This window comes from Rheinheimera sp. EpRS3 (assembly GCF_001513785.1).
Lineage (GTDB): Bacteria > Pseudomonadota > Gammaproteobacteria > Enterobacterales > Alteromonadaceae > Alishewanella.
Window position 1 is genome coordinate 233,504 of record NZ_LNQS01000010.1, and the last position, 16,824, is coordinate 250,327.

13 protein-coding genes and 1 tRNA gene are annotated in these 16,824 nt (G+C 48.0%); 8 read left to right on the forward strand and 6 right to left on the reverse strand.

The features are described 5' to 3' along the window. Positions 1 to 92 precede the first annotated feature (92 nt). Complete coding sequence (gene rep / locus AR688_RS16545) at positions 93 to 2,108, forward strand: DNA helicase Rep (RefSeq protein ID WP_068236556.1); 2,016 nt, start codon at positions 93 to 95, stop codon at positions 2,106 to 2,108. Here the strand turns inward: rep and AR688_RS16550 are convergent. After that, a complete protein-coding gene (locus AR688_RS16550) occupies positions 2,082 to 4,643 on the reverse strand; it encodes a bifunctional diguanylate cyclase/phosphodiesterase (protein ID WP_231732123.1) in 2,562 nt (853 codons plus the stop codon). The genes rep and AR688_RS16550 overlap by 27 nt on opposite strands. Before the next feature lie 242 nt (positions 4,644 to 4,885). After that, positions 4,886 to 5,281, reverse strand: a complete 396-nt coding sequence (locus tag AR688_RS16555; protein ID WP_068236563.1) for a c-type cytochrome — start codon at positions 5,279 to 5,281, stop codon at positions 4,886 to 4,888. Positions 5,282 to 5,841: 560 nt separating this feature from the next. Here AR688_RS16555 and polA point away from each other — a divergent pair. Beyond that, positions 5,842 to 8,634: a DNA polymerase I gene (gene polA, locus AR688_RS16560; RefSeq protein WP_068236565.1), complete on the forward strand. Its 2,793-nt coding sequence runs from the start codon at positions 5,842 to 5,844 to the stop codon at positions 8,632 to 8,634. 590 nt (positions 8,635 to 9,224) lie between these two features. Here polA and yihA read toward each other — a convergent pair. Beyond that, positions 9,225 to 9,857: a ribosome biogenesis GTP-binding protein YihA/YsxC gene (gene yihA / locus AR688_RS16565; protein ID WP_068236569.1), complete on the reverse strand. Its 633-nt coding sequence runs from the start codon at positions 9,855 to 9,857 to the stop codon at positions 9,225 to 9,227. 181 nt (positions 9,858 to 10,038) lie between these two features. On the opposite strand from yihA, the gene AR688_RS16570 reads away from it, so the two are divergent. From AR688_RS16570 to AR688_RS16585, 4 genes are all read left to right on the forward strand, one after another. Further along, a complete protein-coding gene (locus AR688_RS16570; RefSeq protein WP_068236572.1) occupies positions 10,039 to 10,665 on the forward strand; it encodes a c-type cytochrome in 627 nt (208 codons plus the stop codon). A 590-nt stretch (positions 10,666 to 11,255) separates the two neighbouring features. Beyond that, positions 11,256 to 11,906, forward strand: a complete 651-nt coding sequence (locus AR688_RS16575; protein ID WP_068236575.1) for a class I SAM-dependent methyltransferase — start codon at positions 11,256 to 11,258, stop codon at positions 11,904 to 11,906. 53 nt (positions 11,907 to 11,959) lie between these two features. Continuing rightward, positions 11,960 to 12,514: a Der GTPase-activating protein YihI gene (gene yihI / locus AR688_RS16580; protein WP_068236580.1), complete on the forward strand. Its 555-nt coding sequence runs from the start codon at positions 11,960 to 11,962 to the stop codon at positions 12,512 to 12,514. A gap of 2 nt (positions 12,515 to 12,516) precedes the next feature. Then, on the forward strand, positions 12,517 to 12,972 hold the full coding sequence (locus AR688_RS16585) for a DUF2489 domain-containing protein (RefSeq protein WP_068236583.1): 456 nt from the start codon (positions 12,517 to 12,519) through the stop codon (positions 12,970 to 12,972). 32 nt (positions 12,973 to 13,004) lie between these two features. On the opposite strand, the gene AR688_RS16590 is transcribed toward AR688_RS16585, so the two are convergent. The 3 genes from AR688_RS16590 to AR688_RS16600 all read right to left on the reverse strand — a co-directional run bounded on the left by AR688_RS16590 (position 13,005) and on the right by AR688_RS16600 (position 15,072). Next, positions 13,005 to 14,288 carry a metal-dependent hydrolase family protein gene (locus AR688_RS16590; protein ID WP_068237263.1) on the reverse strand — a complete coding sequence of 428 codons (1,284 nt, stop codon included), beginning with the start codon at positions 14,286 to 14,288 and terminating at the stop codon, positions 13,005 to 13,007. Positions 14,289 to 14,394: 106 nt separating this feature from the next. After that, positions 14,395 to 14,937 carry a DUF1285 domain-containing protein gene (locus tag AR688_RS16595; protein ID WP_068236586.1) on the reverse strand — a complete coding sequence of 181 codons (543 nt, stop codon included), beginning with the start codon at positions 14,935 to 14,937 and terminating at the stop codon, positions 14,395 to 14,397. 59 nt (positions 14,938 to 14,996) lie between these two features. After that, positions 14,997 to 15,072 (reverse strand) — tRNA-His (locus AR688_RS16600). A gap of 158 nt (positions 15,073 to 15,230) precedes the next feature. Here AR688_RS16600 and AR688_RS16605 point away from each other — a divergent pair. Together AR688_RS16605 and AR688_RS16610 are read left to right on the forward strand one after the other, a co-directional pair. Beyond that, complete coding sequence (locus tag AR688_RS16605) at positions 15,231 to 16,067, forward strand: mechanosensitive ion channel domain-containing protein (RefSeq protein WP_068236589.1); 837 nt, start codon at positions 15,231 to 15,233, stop codon at positions 16,065 to 16,067. Between the two features lie 2 nt (positions 16,068 to 16,069). Continuing rightward, the gene (locus AR688_RS16610; protein ID WP_068236592.1) at positions 16,070 to 16,816 is read left to right on the forward strand and encodes a DUF481 domain-containing protein; all 747 of its coding nucleotides are present in this window, start codon (positions 16,070 to 16,072) and stop codon (positions 16,814 to 16,816) included. Positions 16,817 to 16,824: the final 8 nt, after the last annotated feature.

Below are 16,824 nucleotides of genomic sequence, written 5' to 3' on the forward strand. Positions count from 1 at the left end.
TAAGCCTTATTCTACAGGCCAAAACCGTAATCACGCATGCTATTTAGCGGCAAATTTCGTTACAATGCCAGCCTTAGTGTAAGGGTGAGTGAATGAAGTTAAATCCGCAACAAAATGCTGCCGTTAAATTTATCTCCGGGCCCTGCCTGGTGCTGGCCGGTGCCGGCAGTGGTAAAACCCGGGTAATTATTAATAAAATTGCCTACCTGATCCAGCAATGCGACATGCCGGCACGGCACATAGCAGCGGTTACCTTTACCAATAAAGCCGCCCGCGAAATGCGTGAGCGTATTAACCATCAGCTACCGAAAACCGCCACCCGTGGCCTGACTATTTCTACCTTTCACACCCTTGGGCTGGAAATTCTGAAAAAGGAATACCGCCATATTGGCTATAAAGCCAACTTTACCCTGTTTGATGATCAGGACAGTATGGCGCTATTAAAGGAATTAAGCGAAAACGATATTCAGGGCGATAAAGACTTACTGCGCGCACTGCAAAGCCGCATCAGCAGCTGGAAAAACGAACTCACGCTGCCAGCCAAGGCCATAGCTGAAGCTCAGGATGCGCAAAGCATCAGTTTTGCTAATTATTACCAGCACTATACCCAGCAGCTAACTGCCTATAACGCGCTGGATTTTGATGACTTAATTTTAATGCCCACCTTACTGTTTGCGCATAACGCCGAGGTGCGGCAGAAGTGGCAGCAGAAAATTCAGTATTTGTTGGTAGATGAATATCAGGATACCAATACCAGCCAATACCAACTGGTGAAGTGGCTGGTGGGTGAGCGCCAGCGCTTTACCGTGGTGGGCGATGATGACCAGTCTATTTATTCCTGGCGCGGTGCGCGGCCACAGAATCTGGTGCTGTTAAAAACCGATTTTCCCAATTTAAATGTGATTAAGCTGGAACAAAATTACCGCTCGGCCGAGCGTATTTTAAAAGCCGCCAATATTTTAATTGCCAACAACCCGCATGAGTTTGAAAAGCAGCTGTTTAGCGAAAACGGTTACGGCGTGCCACTAAAAGTGATCCCCTGCAAACATGAGGAAGACGAAGCGGAAAAAGTAGTGGCTGAGATTATCTCGCACCGTTTTATTAACCGCAGCCAGTACCGCGACTATGCCTTGTTATACCGCGGTAACCATCAGTCGCGTTTATTTGAAAAAGCACTGATGACCAACCGCATTCCGTACAAAATCTCCGGTGGTACCTCGTTTTTTTCGCGCAGTGAAATTAAAGATGTGATGGCGTATTTGCGCTTGATAGTAAACCAGGACGACGATAACGCCCTGCTACGCATTATTAATGTGCCACGGCGCGAAATTGGCGCGGCTACCTTGCAGCATATTGGTAATCTGGCCAACCAGAAGCAAGTTAGTTTATTTGAGGCCTGCTGCGACAGTGAGTTGTCGATGCATTTATCGGCCCGCGCTCACAATGCGGTGAAACAATTTGCCCAGTGGATTGTTGGCATTGCCGACAATGTTCAGCGCGCCGATCCGGCTGAGGCGATACGCGATTTAATCCGCCAGAGCCATTACGAAGCCTGGCTATTTGAAACCAGCACCAGTGCCAAAGCGGCCGAAATGGCGCTGAAAAACGTTAATGAGCTGTACCGCTGGATCAGCGAAATGCTGCAAGGCAAAGATGACGACGAACCGATGACATTGCCTGAAGTGGTTACCCGTTTAACACTGCGCGATATGATGGAGCGCCAGGAGCAGGAGGATAACGCCGATCAGGTGCAATTACTTACGCTGCACGCATCTAAAGGGTTAGAGTTTCCCTATGTGTTTATGGTAGGCATGGAAGAGGGTATTTTGCCGCACCAGGTCAGCATAGATGAAGACAACGTAGAGGAAGAACGGCGGCTGGCTTATGTGGGTATTACCCGCGCTCAGCGCGAACTGATTTTTACCTATGCCAAAGAGCGGCGCCAGTTTGGCGAAGTGGTGCGGCCGGAACCAAGCCGGTTTTTGTATGAATTACCGCAGGACGATTTAGAGTGGCAAAGCGCCGCGCCGGTGAAAACTGCCGAGCAGCGCCAGCAAACCGGCCAGGCGCATATTGAACGCTTACGCCAGATGCTGAAGAACAATTGACGGTGTGGTACTTAGCTCTTGGGCCGACAGCAGCTCAGCCACATATTTGCCCTGCATAAAGCAGCAGCCTTCGGCCAGCAGCAGGTTTAGTAAGTCGGCGTTATCAACCCCATCGGCCAGTAGGCGGAATTTGTAGCTGAGTGCCAGCGACTGCAGCATTTGCAGTAACTGGCGTTTTTGCTCGCTGCGTACCAACTGGCGGCAAAAAGCGGCGTCCAGTTTGACAAAATCAAACTGCTGTTGCAGCAATAAAGTCAGCGGCGCCATGTCGGCAGCAAAGTTGTGCAGCGCCAGGCGCACACCCAACTGTTTTAATTGCTGCAGGTTATGCTGCACTGTTGCGGCATTGCCACTTTGCAGCAAGTCGGCTTCTGAAAATGCCAGGCATAACCGGTGTAATTCCGTTACCCCTGCCAGCCGTCGCTTTAACGCGTCATATAAGTCATGTTGCTGCAAATGCTGCACACTAAGGCGCACAGTCAGTAAACCTGCACTGGTATCACTTAGCATTAACTGCCGGCAAGCCTGCTGCAGCAACAGTTGTTCGATTTGCGGCAAAATACCTACCTGGGCGGCATGCTGGCTGAAATTATACTGGGTACCCAGTTGCGGATGCTGCCACTGCGCATGTAACTCATAGCCCATTAAACTGCGCGCCTGGCCGCACAGCACCGGCTCGTACACGGCTGTAAATTGCTGCTGCTCTAATGCCTGCATCATAACCTGCTCGGTGCTAAGAGCCTGCAGCATTTGCTCGCGCATGGTTTCATTAAAAATAACAAAGCGGTTACGCCCCATCGATTTAGCTTGATACATGGCAGCATCAGCATCCCGCAGTAAGGCTTCGGCTTTACTGTGCTCATGGCTAAAATGGGCAATACCGATACTGGCACCCGAGTTTACCTGCTGGCCCTGCAATAAAAACGGCTGGCGTATCATGTCAATAATACGCTCGGCGACTTCTTCAGCATCTACTTCATCGGCCAGGCTGGTGAGCAGCACCACAAATTCATCCCCTCCCAGACGCGACACCAGATCATGCTCGCGTACTGTAGTTTGCAGGCGCTTACTTACCTCAACCAGAAATGCATCGCCAATATGGTGTCCCAGGGTGTCGTTAATCAGCTTAAAACGGTCCAGATCGATAAACAGCAGGGCTATTTTCAGCTGCGACTGGCGCTTACTCAGCGCAAATTGCTGTTTTAGCTGTTGCAGAAACATTTGCCGGTTGGCAAGCCCGGTTAAGGCATCATGGTTGGCTTCGTAAAACAGCTTTTGCTCGGCTTTTTTCCGCTCTTCTACCTGCAAGCGCAAAAACAGATTGGTTTGACGCAGTTCGCGGGTACTTTCAAATATTTTACGTTCCAGCTCTTCCTGATGACGCTTTTGCTGCTCGGTTGTTTGCTTACGGTGAATAGCCACCGCTATATGCTGCGATACAAAGCGCAGAATATTCAGCTCGGCCTCTGAATAACAATAACTTTTTTCGTAAGACTGCAGCGCTATAACGCCAATAACCTGCTTATCCAGCATCAGCGGTGCCCCAAGCCAACTGGTAGAATAGCGTACAGCGGAAGCTAAATCGCTGATGCCGCGGCATATTTCACCGCTGGCAACCAATTTTGCGGCGGTATCGGCGTTAATCAGCTTTACATCGGCACAACGTATTACATATTCAGTAAAACCGCGGCTTAATGGCCGTTCACGCGCCGGGGGTGAGTATTGGTCAATATAAAACGGGAAAGTCAGCTTGGTTTTATCGCCGTTAAGCAAGGCAATATAACAGTTGTCTGCATGCATCAAACCAGACAACACCTGATGCACGGCCCGATAAAAGCTGTTCATATCGCTGCTGCTGGCGGTCAGTTCAGAAATACGGTACAACGCCACCTGCAACTGTTCAGCACTGGTGCGTTCTTTTATTTCTTTTTGCAATGACTGGTTAATGCTTTGCAGCTGCTGTGTACGCTGGCGTACAGTGTCTTCAAGCAATTCACGGCTTTTAACTCTGTCCAGCGCGGTAATAGTGTGGCCACCAATGTTGCTGAACAATGCCAGATCAGCTTCGGTATACAGATGCTCAGCGTTATATGACTGAATAGCCATAACACCAATAACCTGGGCTCCACGACACAACGGTATACCCAACCAGTGCGCGCAAGGTGAACCCTGTGCCTGAATATGGCCGTTAAGCACCAGTTGCTCAAACTGCTCACTGTCGCACATCAGCGCCTTGCCGCTGCGGGCAACATAGCCGGTTAAACCGGTTGAAAAAGCACTTGAAGGCACCTGGGCAATAAGCTGCTGATCTTTTTCATCAGAAAAATACTGTGGGGAATACTGCTCGGTTGCGTTGTTATAAAACACTACGTAGAAATTTTCAGCGTGCAGCAGTTCAGATACCATCTTGTGAATAGCAGGATAAAACTCCCGCATATCACTGATAGTGCTGGCTAGTTCAGATAGCTGCAGTAAAGCGCCCTGAATGATATAGGCTTGTTTATAGCGCTGCGCGAGTAATGTAAGACGCCGCAACCTGATTTCAGCCTGACGTAAACGCTTATTCAGTTTTGTTGATCCCTTCAACGCTGATACGATTTTTATATGGCCAGTTATTACTGGGCAACTTTATTTTTAACCGACTCATTATGCACAAAGTTTAACCACATGGAAGAGCCAAACCGGTACTAATTAACAATTGCTTAGGTCAATTTATTTTCTGTGCTGACAAAAACAACTAAGGCCGCATTAAGCGGCCTTAGTGTGACAATAGCCTGTTATACGCCGTCGGTCATAAACTTAATGGCAGCGGCAATTTCATCATCCGAGCAATCGGCACAAGTACCGCGGGCCGGCATATTACGAATACCTTCAATCGCATGCTTCAGCATAACATCGAAGCCTTGATCAATACGTGCTTTCCAGGCTGCATCGCCTTTCTTTGGAGCATCCAGTGCGCCAGTGCCATGACAGGCAAAACAGGCTGTCTGGTATACTTTTTCACCACTACGCGGGCCTGAAGGACCGGCGTCAGAGGCGGCTGCAGCACCGGCAACATAAACCTGACCCACAGGGGCAAGACGCTTAGCCAGTGCTTCGTTGTCTGTATCAGAACTGGCATTGACACTCACTGTTGTTAACAACAAGGCGAAAGCGAGAGTTAATTTTTTCATCTTCTTGGTTCCTGTGGTAAAAGCCGCACAAAATTTGAGGCATTATAGCCCCCAAGCCACAGCAAGGGGAAGCCCCAACAATGGCCGCCATTATAATTGCATAATAAAGTGCGCTGTTATTACCAGTCTGGAGCTAAATCTGCAACAGATATTAGCAGATCTGCTATATGCTTTTTTGTTCCTTACAGAACTTCTTTTAAAGCTAAATTATTTAATGTTTTCGCTTTGAATCCACCAACTTTGTGGTAGTCTATTCGGCCGGTAATTCACGATTTATTCTGCAGTTCTGTGAAGTGCCTGATTAACATGGAAAAGCTTTTCCACAAAATAAAAATTAGAAAATAGTAATATGGGCGCTGCGGTAAACCCCTATTTTTCTTTATAAAACAAAGCATTAAAACACCATTAAACTATATCTTGCAAAAAGACATGGTTCCTTCAGCTATGTTTTGCACAAAGTTATCCACAGCTTATCATCCTGAACAAGACAGCCGTATGACTGGCAGCACTGCACGCGCTGTGGCATGCTATAGCTTTATTTCTGCAGGATATTACTACCCATGGTTTCTATCTCTGGCACTCCACTGATCCTGGTCGATGGCTCGTCTTATTTGTTCCGCGCTTATCATTCTCCACCACATTTAACTAATTCCCGTGGCGAAGCTACCGGCGCTATTTATGGTGTGGTTAACATGCTGAAAAGTTTACTGCGCCAGTATCAGCCAACACAGATGGCCGTAATATTTGATGCCAAAGGCCCCACTTTCCGTAACGAAATGTACAATGAATACAAAGCCAACCGCCCTCCGATGCCAGATGACCTGCGCAGCCAGATCGAGCCGTTACACCGTATTATAGAAGCCATGGGATTACCGCTGTTGTGTGTCAGTGGTGTAGAAGCTGATGATGTTATTGGTACTCTGGCACGGCAGGCCAGCGCTCAAGGCCGCCATACGCTGATTTCTACCGGCGATAAAGATATGGCGCAGCTGGTAGATGAACATGTCACGTTAATTAATACTATGACCAACACCCTGCTCGACCCTCAGGGCGTTGCAGACAAATTTGGCGTCGGCCCTGATCTGATTATCGATTATCTGGCGCTGATGGGCGACAAAGTAGACAACATTCCGGGTTTACCCGGTGTGGGTGAGAAAACCGCAGCGGCATTATTGCAGGGGCTGGGCTCTATTGCGCAGATTTATCAGCAGTTAGATAAAGTGCCGACACTGAGTTTTCGCGGTGCAAAAACCATGGTGGCAAAGCTGGAAGAGTTTCGTGCCCAACTGGAGTTATCCTATCAGCTGGCAACGATAAAAACCGATGTTGAACTGCCTTATCAGCTAACAGACTTAATGATTAAAACAGCAGACAATACGCAGTTAGCCGAGTTATACAAACAGTGCGAATTTCGCCGCTGGTTAAGTGAAGTATTAAGCAATGAACCGGCAGCGGCAAAACCGCAAACCGGCGCCGCACAAGCGGATATGTTTGCCACCGGCGACGATACTGACAGCACAACACCAACAGTTGTCACAGCGCCCGATAACTACCTTACTGTACTGGATGAAGCCGCTTTTAATAGTATGCTGCAGCAGCTGCGCCGCTGCGAACTGGTCGCTTTTGATACCGAAACTACCAGCCTGGATTATATGCAGGCTGAGCTGGTTGGGTTGTCTGTCGCCACCGCAGCAGGCGATGCCTGGTATGTGCCGGTAGCGCATGATTATATCGGTGCGCCAGAGCAATTAAAGCGCGACTGGGTACTGGCACAGCTTAAACCCTGGTTGGAAGATAACAGCAAAGCAAAGGTAGGCCAGAATCTGAAGTATGATCAAAGCGTACTGGCACGCTACGACATCGCATTAAAAGGTGTGTGCTTCGATACGATGCTGGAATCCTATGTGCTGAACTCAGTGGCCTCACGCCATGATATGGACAGTCTTGCACTGAAGTATTTAGGCCGTAAAACCATCAGCTTTGAAGACATTGCCGGCAAAGGCGCTAAACAGCTGACGTTTAATCAGATCGAACTGGAAAAAGCAGCCCGATATGCCGCAGAAGATGCAGATATTACCCTGCAATTGCACCAGACACTTTGGCCGCAGCTACAGCAGGATGCCGGCTTGGTTACCGTGTTGCAAGATATTGAAATGCCGCTGGTAGATATTTTATCGCGGATTGAACGCCATGGCGTGCTGATAGACAGTAAGTTGCTGGCGATACAAAGTGAGCAACTGGCCAGCCGTATTGCCGAACTGGAGCAACTGGCTTACGAGCAAGCGGGTAAGCCGTTTAACCTGGCATCGCCCAAACAGTTGCAGGAAATTTTGTTTGAGCAGATGAAGCTGCCGGTGCTGAAAAAAACCCCGACCGGCACCCCCTCCACCGCCGAAGACGTATTGGCAGAACTGGCACTGGAATATGAATTCCCCAAGCTGATTACCGAGCACCGCGGTTTAAGTAAACTTAAGTCCACTTATACTGACAAACTGCCGAAAATGCAGAACCCGGTGACAGGCAGGGTACATACGTCCTATCATCAGGCAGTGGCCGCAACCGGCCGTTTAAGTTCAACCGATCCTAATCTGCAGAATATCCCTATTCGCACCGAAGAAGGCCGGCGTATTCGGCAGGCGTTTATTGCTCCTAAAGGCAAAAAAATCGTCGCGGTGGATTACTCCCAGATTGAATTACGTATTATGGCCCATCTGTCACAGGATCAGGCGCTGCTGGACGCCTTTGCCCAGGGCCGCGATATCCACCGTGCTACGGCAGCAGAAGTTTTTGGCGTTAAACTGGACGATGTCACCTCAGATCAGCGCCGCAGTGCCAAAGCGGTTAACTTTGGCCTGATTTACGGCATGTCAGCATTTGGTTTAGCCAAACAGCTTGGCGTAAGCCGCTCTGAAGCACAGCAGTACGTTGACCGTTACTTTGAGCGCTTTCCCGGCGTACTTAACTATATGGAGCGTACCCGCAAGCAAGCGCATGAACAGGGTTATGTTGAAACCCTGTTTGGCCGGCGTTTATATCTGCCAGAGATCAATGCCCAGAATATGGCCAGACGTAAAGGCGCAGAGCGCGCGGCAATTAACGCTCCTATGCAGGGCACTGCTGCCGACATTATAAAAAAAGCCATGATAGTTGTAGATAACTGGCTGCAACAGCAAAAACAGCCAGCTGCTACCATGATTATGCAGGTGCACGATGAACTGGTGTTCGAAGTGGATGCCAATAAAGTCAGCGAGATAAAACAGCAGTTGGTTGAGCTGATGGCAACGGCAGCAACACTGGATGTGCCGCTGCTGGCAGAAGCTGGTGACGGAGATAATTGGGATGAAGCACATTAATGTTGAACTAATTACGCAGGCACCAGTCTGACGTTGTAGTTAAGTTATTCATCTCTCCTGTTTACACTTTTTAGCCCCGCTCACCAGCGGGGCTTTTTTTATCTCAGGCCTTGTGTAAAAAAGTAATTAAATTACCAAAAATGGTAATAAGAGCAAACAAACAGCAATTTTTGTAGTTTTATTACAAAAAGCACTTGCTTTATTAGGCTGGCTGGTTAAAATTTGACGCGTAGGGTACAGAGGTAAGATGTTCTATCTTTCAGTGCCAGAGCTTTAGGGCTCCAGCGAATGAAAGTAGGCTTATTTAGCCGCCCCACTGCTTGCAGTGGGGCGTTTTTTTTGCCTGAAAAACCCGCAGCCCAGCGGCTATCTGCCGATAATATCAGCACAGCAAAACGGTTACTAAGTAACAAGGCACCAACTAAAATGAAAATTTATTAGATTTTTTAGAGCAAATACTTCAAACAATAAAAATTTGCTGTATAATGAAGTTGTCTTAGCGATAAGACACCCTGTTGATTTGAAATTATAGCTTCTCCCCGTTTGCTATGACCGACACTTTCGAGTGTCGGTTTTTTTATGCCTGCAGCCTACTGCGTGGCTGTCTCGGTATCTGTTGCTACGCCGTACCACAGATCCAGCACCTGCTCCAGTTCTGGCAACCCGAGTTTATTTAATGAACTGAACGCATGCACGGTGATATCACCCATAAATGCCAATGTCGCTTCACGCACTTCAAGCAAGGTTTTCTTTCTTGCTCCCGGCCCCAACTTATCGGCTTTGGTTAGCAGAATAAGTACCGGCAGCTCACTGCCCACTGCCCAATGGATAAGATCCTGATCTAAATCTTTTAACGGATGACGAATATCCATCAACACCACCAAACCTTTTAAACTGGTGCGCTTCATCAGGTATTCGGCAAGGGACTTTTGCCACTTTTCTTTTACCGCCAGCGGCACCTTGGCAAAACCATAACCGGGTAAATCAATTAACCGGCGTTGTTCGTCCAGGCTGAAAGTATTAATCAGCTGGGTACGGCCCGGCGTTTTACTGGTGCGGGCTAAACTATTTTGCCGCGTCAGCGTATTTAATGCGCTGGACTTACCGGCATTTGAGCGGCCGGCAAAGGCAACTTCAATGCCCTCATCTGCTGGTAATGCTTTGATATCAGGCGCACTGGTTAAAAAAGTAGCTTGCTGATAATTGATTTTTGACTTGTACACTGCCTTCTCCGGCGAATAATTTGATGCCATTGTAGCGGATCTGGCGGATCGGCAGAAGCTTTTGCGCGCTGTATGGGATTTTACTTTGGGCAGTTTCGTGTAAAATAGGCATAAAAATTAAGGTTATTACTCTTGGTTGCCAGTATGCTGGCGGTTTAATGCGGACAGAGACGGATAAAAAATGAAAAAACTTCTACTTCCACTGACGCTGTTATTCGGTCTAATCGGAACAGCCCATGCATTTGACGGTGATGCTGAAGCAGGTAAAGCTAAATCGGCTACCTGTGCAGCCTGTCATGGTCCGGATGGCAATAGCCCGGTTGATATGTACCCGAAAATTGCCGGGCAACATGCACCTTATCTGTATAAGCAATTACGCCAATACAAACAAGGCATGGAAACCGGTGGCAAACAGGGCCGTAACAACAGCATTATGTTTGGCATGGTAGCGTCGCTGTCTGATCAGGATATGAAAGATCTGGCAGCTTATTTTGCTTCGCAAAAAATGAAGTCTGGCACAACACCGGAAAATGTTATTGCCCGTGGTGAACAACTATACCGTGGCGGCGATGCTAACCGTGGTATCGCAGCCTGTATTGCCTGCCATGGTCCCCGTGGTTCAGGCAGCAGCTTAGGCGGCTTCCCGAAAATATCGTTTCAAAATGCCACCTACCTGAAAACGACTCTGCAGGAGTTCCGCAGTGGCCAGCGTGCTAATGATCTCAATGGCATGATGCAGGATATCGCGAAAAAACTAACTGATGATGATATCGAAGTATTGTCGCAGTATCTTGGCGGTTTGCATTAATTAAGCAATTTACGCAGATAATCGCATAAAAACCGGCGCTCATCGCCGGTTTTTGCTATTTGGCCTTTGCTAGATTGTGAGATATATCTCACAATCTCTGTAGGAAAAGTGCCAGTGTTATAATTTCAGGGAACTTTTCTGTTCTAGTGAAAACTCCATAACACAATGAAAATAATCACTATATTTAAAATTTAAAACACAGCAGCGCTTTTTTTTGCAGCAATGTCTTGCCATATGAGCAGATAAGAGTAAATTACCTCCTGTTACATTTTGTAACTGAAAAAAACAGGGATTCGTCGCAAGGAAGGGGTTGTACCAGTACGTAAGTGCGCGGTGCCTTAATAAACACATCAGGATGATGTGCTGCGTGATTCACGCTCAGGGATGATTACGAAAGTATCAGGATGATCGTAAAGAATAAATAATTGGTACGGAAAGCCAGAATAACAAAGGGAACACACAGACAGGGCGTTGCAGCAACATCAGGATGATGACAGCGAATGAGAGAAGTGTCCATTTGACACAAGCATATCCAGGGCGATAAGTGATCTTATCGCCTTTTCTTTTATTTTGAATTCAGCAATAGCCTTATGTCCGACACCGCATGCCCATTGTGCTTGAACCTGCACTGTGGATTATTTCACCAAGATAAACGCCGATGCTACTACCAATGCCAACAATGTCAGCTGGTATTTGCCGATCGTGCAAGTTTGCTATCTGCTGAGGATGAACTGGCACAATATCAGCTGCACAATAACGATATTAGCGACGCAGGCTATCGCAGCTTTCTGCAGCGCCTGGCCGGGCCATTGCTGACAGCTTTACCAAGCATAGGGCTCGCCGGGCTGGATTTTGGTTGTGGCCCTGGCCCATTGCTGGCGAAAATGCTTACTGAAGCAGGCCAGCATATGTCGGTGTGGGACCCATACTTTGCAGCTGACAGCTCTGTACTGCAGCAACAATATGACTTTATCAGTTGCAGTGAGGCAATAGAGCATTTTGTCCGGCCCGCAACAGAATGGGCCCAGTGGCTAAGCTTGCTAAAACCGCAGGGCACTTTGGCTATTATGACCAAACGCTATACTACGGTAGAGGCTTTTGCTAACTGGCACTATAAACTGGACCCAACCCATGTCAGTTTTTTTGCTGACTATACTTTTACTTACTTAGCCCAACGCGACGGTTTTAGTGTGAATTTTGCTGATAAAGATGTGGTTATTCTGCAGCGCATAAAGCATTAGTGTTTCAGCACAAAACTGGTTAAAATGTGCGCCCTTTTTTACAGGTAACAAACATGACTCGTCAGAAAAAAACCCGTTCCGCCGGCCCTAATGGTTTACGCCATCTGTCAGCGGAAGACGCCCGCAAAACCCGCGAGCCCAGAGAAGAAACCAAGAAAAAGGGATCTGGCCTTAAATCTGGCAACCGCAACAATATTGCGCCAGTGAAAACAGCTGAAGCCGCTAAAGATTCAAGCAAAAAAGACAAGCGTATTGGCAGCAAAACCCCCATAGCTCTGCTGCCTGTGGCCGAGCAACCGGTTGCGGTTCAACCGCTGTTACAGCCCAAAGCCAGCTTAGCTAAAGTAAAACCGGCAGAATTAACCGCTGAGCAGGAACTGGCACTGATTGAAAACGACAGCCATTTGCAGCAACTGCTGGAGCGGGTTGAAAAAGACGAAGTGCTGACAGGTAAAGACGCCAAGTACTTTAACGCCAAAACGGCCCGCCTGGAGCAGCTGCTGCAGGAACTGGGTTTAACAGAAGACGAAGATGATGCTATTGTTGATCCTCTGGCCGCTTTTGAAAGTAAAGACTGGCGTAAAGACTTACTGGGCGATGAGGATTAATATTGAGCAGTACTCTATTAGCGGTAATTATTGTTGGTAGCCTGATAGTAGCAGCCCTGGCGTTTTATGCCGGTAGCCTACTGTGGCAACTGCAACAACAAAGCCGGCAACAACAGCAACAGAAAAGCGAAAAAGAACAGTACCTGCGTGACAGTATTACGCTGATTTGCAAAGCGATGCTGGAGCAACAGTGTGAATTATCGGAAGGCACATTACGGCTGTGGGTGTTGCTGGATCATCTGGTACCACAGCGCCAACCTGATCCAGTTGTTACTTATCCGGGGCTGCACCAGATGTATCAGGTGGTTAAAGATATGCCGACCCATAAAGCCCGAAAGCAGCAGGACAAAGTACTTACCCGCCAGCAGGATGAAATCAGGCTTAAAGCTGAACAAGACTTAAAAGATTTTATTCTGGCAGATACTGCTGCCCTGTTACAGCGTTTCCAGCCGGGCTAAGCCGGCTGGTATTTTAATGGCTGTGTGTTCCTCTACTGCCGGTATATCTGGCCGGCTTTCATCACAAAACTTACCTTGCCCATTTGTTGGATATCCTGCAGCGGATCACCCGGCACAGCAATAATATCGGCAATTTTACCGGCTTTGATACTGCCCAGCTCGTCTGCTACGCCAAGTAAACGTGCGCCTTCAATGGTGGCACTGTGAATGGCCTCCAGCATCGGCATACCGGCTTCAGTCATATAAATAAACTCGCGCCAGTTTTCACCGTGTTCATACACTCCGGCATCTGTACCAAAAGCAATTTTCACCCCGGCTTTGTAGGCTTCAGCAAAGGTTTGCTGAATTTTGGCGCCGATAGTGGCCGCCTTCGGCCGCACCAGGTCTGGGAAAAAGCCTGCAATAGCCGCTTTTTCTGCCGCCCATTTACCGGCGCTAATCGTTGGCACAAAGTAGGTGCCCTGTTTGCGCATCATCGCCATGGTGTTTTTGTCCATGTAGGTACCATGCTCAATAGAATGTACCCCGGCTTTAATTGCGCGTTCCATGCCTTCTTTACCGTGTGCATGTACAGCGACTTTCATACCGTAATCATTGGCAGTACTAACGATAGCCGCCAGCTCTTCATCAGTAAATTGTGGGTTACTGCCACTTTTCGCTACGCTTAGCACACCACCGGTGGCAGTAATTTTAATCAGATCGGAGCCTTCTTTATAGCGCTGGCGCACGGCTTTGCGTGCTTCATCTGCGCCGTTAACTACACCTTCTTTCGGGCCCGGATCGCCCATTAACGCATAGGCCACGCCATTGGTAGGGTCGGCGTGGCCACCGGTGGTAGCAATCGATTTACCGGCAGCAAAAATACGCGGCCCTTTAATATAACCTTTGGCAATAGCTTTTTTCAGTGCATTACTGATGTGATGGTTATCTCCCAACTCGCGCACTGTGGTAAAACCCGCCATTAAGGTTTTCTCGGCGAATGTAGCCCCGCGTAGCGCATAGTCAGCTTCATTCATAGTAAAGCCTTCGCTGTACACCGTTGGGCTAAACTGGCTGTAAAAATGCGTGTGCATATCCATTAAACCCGGCATTACCGTATGCTGGCGCAGATCGATAACCTGATCTTCCGCAGTGGGGTTACGAAAGCCGGCTTCGATAGCGGTAATTTTATCTTGCTCTATTACAATAGTATGATTAGAAACTACTTTTTTATCTTCAGCGGTAATAAGCGTACCAGCATGGATCAACGTAGCGGCGCTGGCGATCGGGCTGATACATAAGGTGCTGATGAGTATAGCAAGGGGCGTTTTATTCATATTGTTAGTGCCTTTTAAATAGAAGTTGCGCTTCAGTGATAGCATTATCGCAGCAATGAACAACCAGCTTGAGACAGGCGAACGGTTTTAGCCGACCAGCGTAGGATTAAACAATAGCAAAAGTGTAAGGATAACCGGCACTTTTTAACTGGAAATGTTGCTGGCCATTGCAATACACCGGCCTGGCCTGCCCGCTAAGCTGATAATACACATTGCGGCTAAGTTTGGCCTGTAAGCCATGCCAAAGCTGGATATACGGCAACAATTGCTGCTGCGGGTCCTGCCTGACAAGCATAGGGTATTCAGTACCCAGCACCAGTTGGTGCTGCAGATTAGTGGTCAGCAGCAATGCCGGGCCGGTTACGGTGTCTGTCCAATGCCAGTCGGTAATTAATAACGGTGCATCTGCCACAGTGATGCGTACTTTTTCTACCGGCGTCTGCAAAAAATGCTCACCCTGTTGGCAGATTAAAACCGAGGCAAAAAGTTTAACCATGGCCTGGCGTTGGATCAGGCTTTGCTGATAAAACCACTGACCTTGTGCATCGATATGCAGCGGAATATCACCACAAAATGGTGGGTTCCAGCTTTCAACCGGTGGCAGGTCTGGTTGGTTGAGGTGGCGCTGTATAGCAGACAGATCAGTCATAGCGAGCAAAGCCTGTAGTAGGTGACATAGTGAAACAAGCTTAGCAGCGGGAGAAAAAGTGGGGTGACTGATGGGGATCGAACCCACGACAACCGGAATCACAATCCGGGGCTCTACCAACTGAGCTACAGTCACCGTTGCGGGCCGCTATTCTAACTAAGTTTTTTTTCAACACCAAGCCTTTTCAGGCAAGAAATCAGTTAACAGCTTGTTGTCGTTTTCATTTAGCCCGCTTTTATTCTGTGGTATCCTTTGGCCGTTTTGCCATTTTACCTATGCTACCGGAGAGTTTTATGGAACAAATAACTACGTTATTTGAGGGTAATCACGAGCTTTTGCTCGGCTATTCGCTAAAGATTTTGCTACAGGTTATCGCCGCAATTTTTATTTTTTATATTGGCCGCATGATGGCCAGGGCTATTTCGCGGTTTATTGAAAGAACGCTGGTGGCACGTGCGGTAGACAAAGCAGTTGTGGCTTTTGTCGCCAGCCTTATTTATGCCATTCTTCTAATCGCCACTGTGTTGATGGCGTTATCACAAATTGGTGTACAAACCACCTCCTTTATCGCCATTTTAGGTGCTGCCGGCTTAGCTGTTGGTTTGGCTTTACAGGGTTCTTTGGCCAACTTTGCCTCTGGCATTCTGATTATTTTATTACGGCCATTTAAATCCGGCGATTTTATTGATGCCGGCGGTGTTAGCGGTACTGTGGATAAAATTGAAATATTCCAAACTATGATGCGCACGCCTGACAACAAAAGGGTCATAGTACCCAATGCACAAATAACCGGTGGGCCTATCACTAACTATTCGTCTGAGCCTTTGCGCCGGGTCGATCTGGTGATTGGTATCAGTTATGACTCCGACCTGCGCAAAGCCAAACAAATTCTGGAAGACATTCTAAAAAACGATGAGCGGGTATTGCCGGAACCTGAAGCCTCCGTAAAAGTGGCCGCACTGGCCGATTCATCAGTAAACCTTAACGTCAGGCCCTGGGTAAACTCTGCCGACTATTGGGGTGTGTACTGGGACACACTGGAAAAAGTAAAACTGATTTTCGATGAGCAAGGCATAGGTATCCCATTCCCGCAAATGGACGTTCATATCAAAAAAGACACGCAGGAGTAAGCATGAAGTATTTTTCAATTCTGGCACTGGTTGTCGCTGGCGGTGCACAGGCTCAGGCCCATGACGCCGCAGCAACCGGCAAAGTATGGACCACCTCTGCAGAGCTTGGTGCCATTACCACCTCAGGCAACACTGTCGGCACCTCTATTACCGGTAAGATTGATGCCAAGCAGGAGCTGGAGCAGTGGAGCAACCAGTATATTTTCAGTGCCTTCTTTAAAGAAGATGAGAAAACCGATGACAACGGCGACAAAGTAACCGAGAAGTCGGCAGAGCGTTATATGATCTCGGCAAAAACCGCATACAAACTGGAAAGCGAGTTTGCCAAACTGTTTGCTTTTGGCTCATACACTGATGATGAATTTGGGGCTTACACCGAATACACCACTGTTGCTATCGGTTATGGCACCCGGGTGTACAACGTTGAAGATAAATCGCTGGATGTAGAGATAGGTCCGGGTTATTTCAGCGGCAAACGCTCTACCGGCGAAACGGAAAACGGTCTGATTGTGCGCGGCGCGGCATCGTTTAAATGGACCATCAGTGAGTCTGCCAGTTTTGCCCAAACGCTAAGCGTAGAATACGGTGACGACAATACCCGTTCTATCGCAGAAACCTCATTACTGGCCAAGATTAATGGCTCATTGCAGATGAAAGCGGCATTTTTAGTGCAAAATGACTCTGATGTGCCAGAACTTAAAAAAGGCACTGACACCCAAACTTCTCTGACGCTGGTGTACTCGTTTTAAACATTGTG

What these genes read in the sequence shown, in the direction of transcription:
- AR688_RS16590 (WP_068237263.1), bottom strand. Translation starts at nt 14,288, where the DNA reads ATGAATAAAACGCCCCTTGCTATACTCATCAGCACCTTATGTATCAGC.
- AR688_RS16595 (WP_068236586.1), bottom strand. Translation starts at nt 14,937, where the DNA reads ATGACTGATCTGTCTGCTATACAGCGCCACCTCAACCAACCAGACCTG.
- AR688_RS16555 (WP_068236563.1), bottom strand. Translation starts at nt 5,281, where the DNA reads ATGAAAAAATTAACTCTCGCTTTCGCCTTGTTGTTAACAACAGTGAGT.
- rep (WP_068236556.1), top strand. Translation starts at nt 93, where the DNA reads ATGAAGTTAAATCCGCAACAAAATGCTGCCGTTAAATTTATCTCCGGG.
- yihI (WP_068236580.1), top strand. Translation starts at nt 11,960, where the DNA reads ATGACTCGTCAGAAAAAAACCCGTTCCGCCGGCCCTAATGGTTTACGC.
- AR688_RS16575 (WP_068236575.1), top strand. Translation starts at nt 11,256, where the DNA reads ATGTCCGACACCGCATGCCCATTGTGCTTGAACCTGCACTGTGGATTA.
- polA (WP_068236565.1), top strand. Translation starts at nt 5,842, where the DNA reads ATGGTTTCTATCTCTGGCACTCCACTGATCCTGGTCGATGGCTCGTCT.
- AR688_RS16570 (WP_068236572.1), top strand. Translation starts at nt 10,039, where the DNA reads ATGAAAAAACTTCTACTTCCACTGACGCTGTTATTCGGTCTAATCGGA.
- AR688_RS16605 (WP_068236589.1), top strand. Translation starts at nt 15,231, where the DNA reads ATGGAACAAATAACTACGTTATTTGAGGGTAATCACGAGCTTTTGCTC.
- AR688_RS16610 (WP_068236592.1), top strand. Translation starts at nt 16,070, where the DNA reads ATGAAGTATTTTTCAATTCTGGCACTGGTTGTCGCTGGCGGTGCACAG.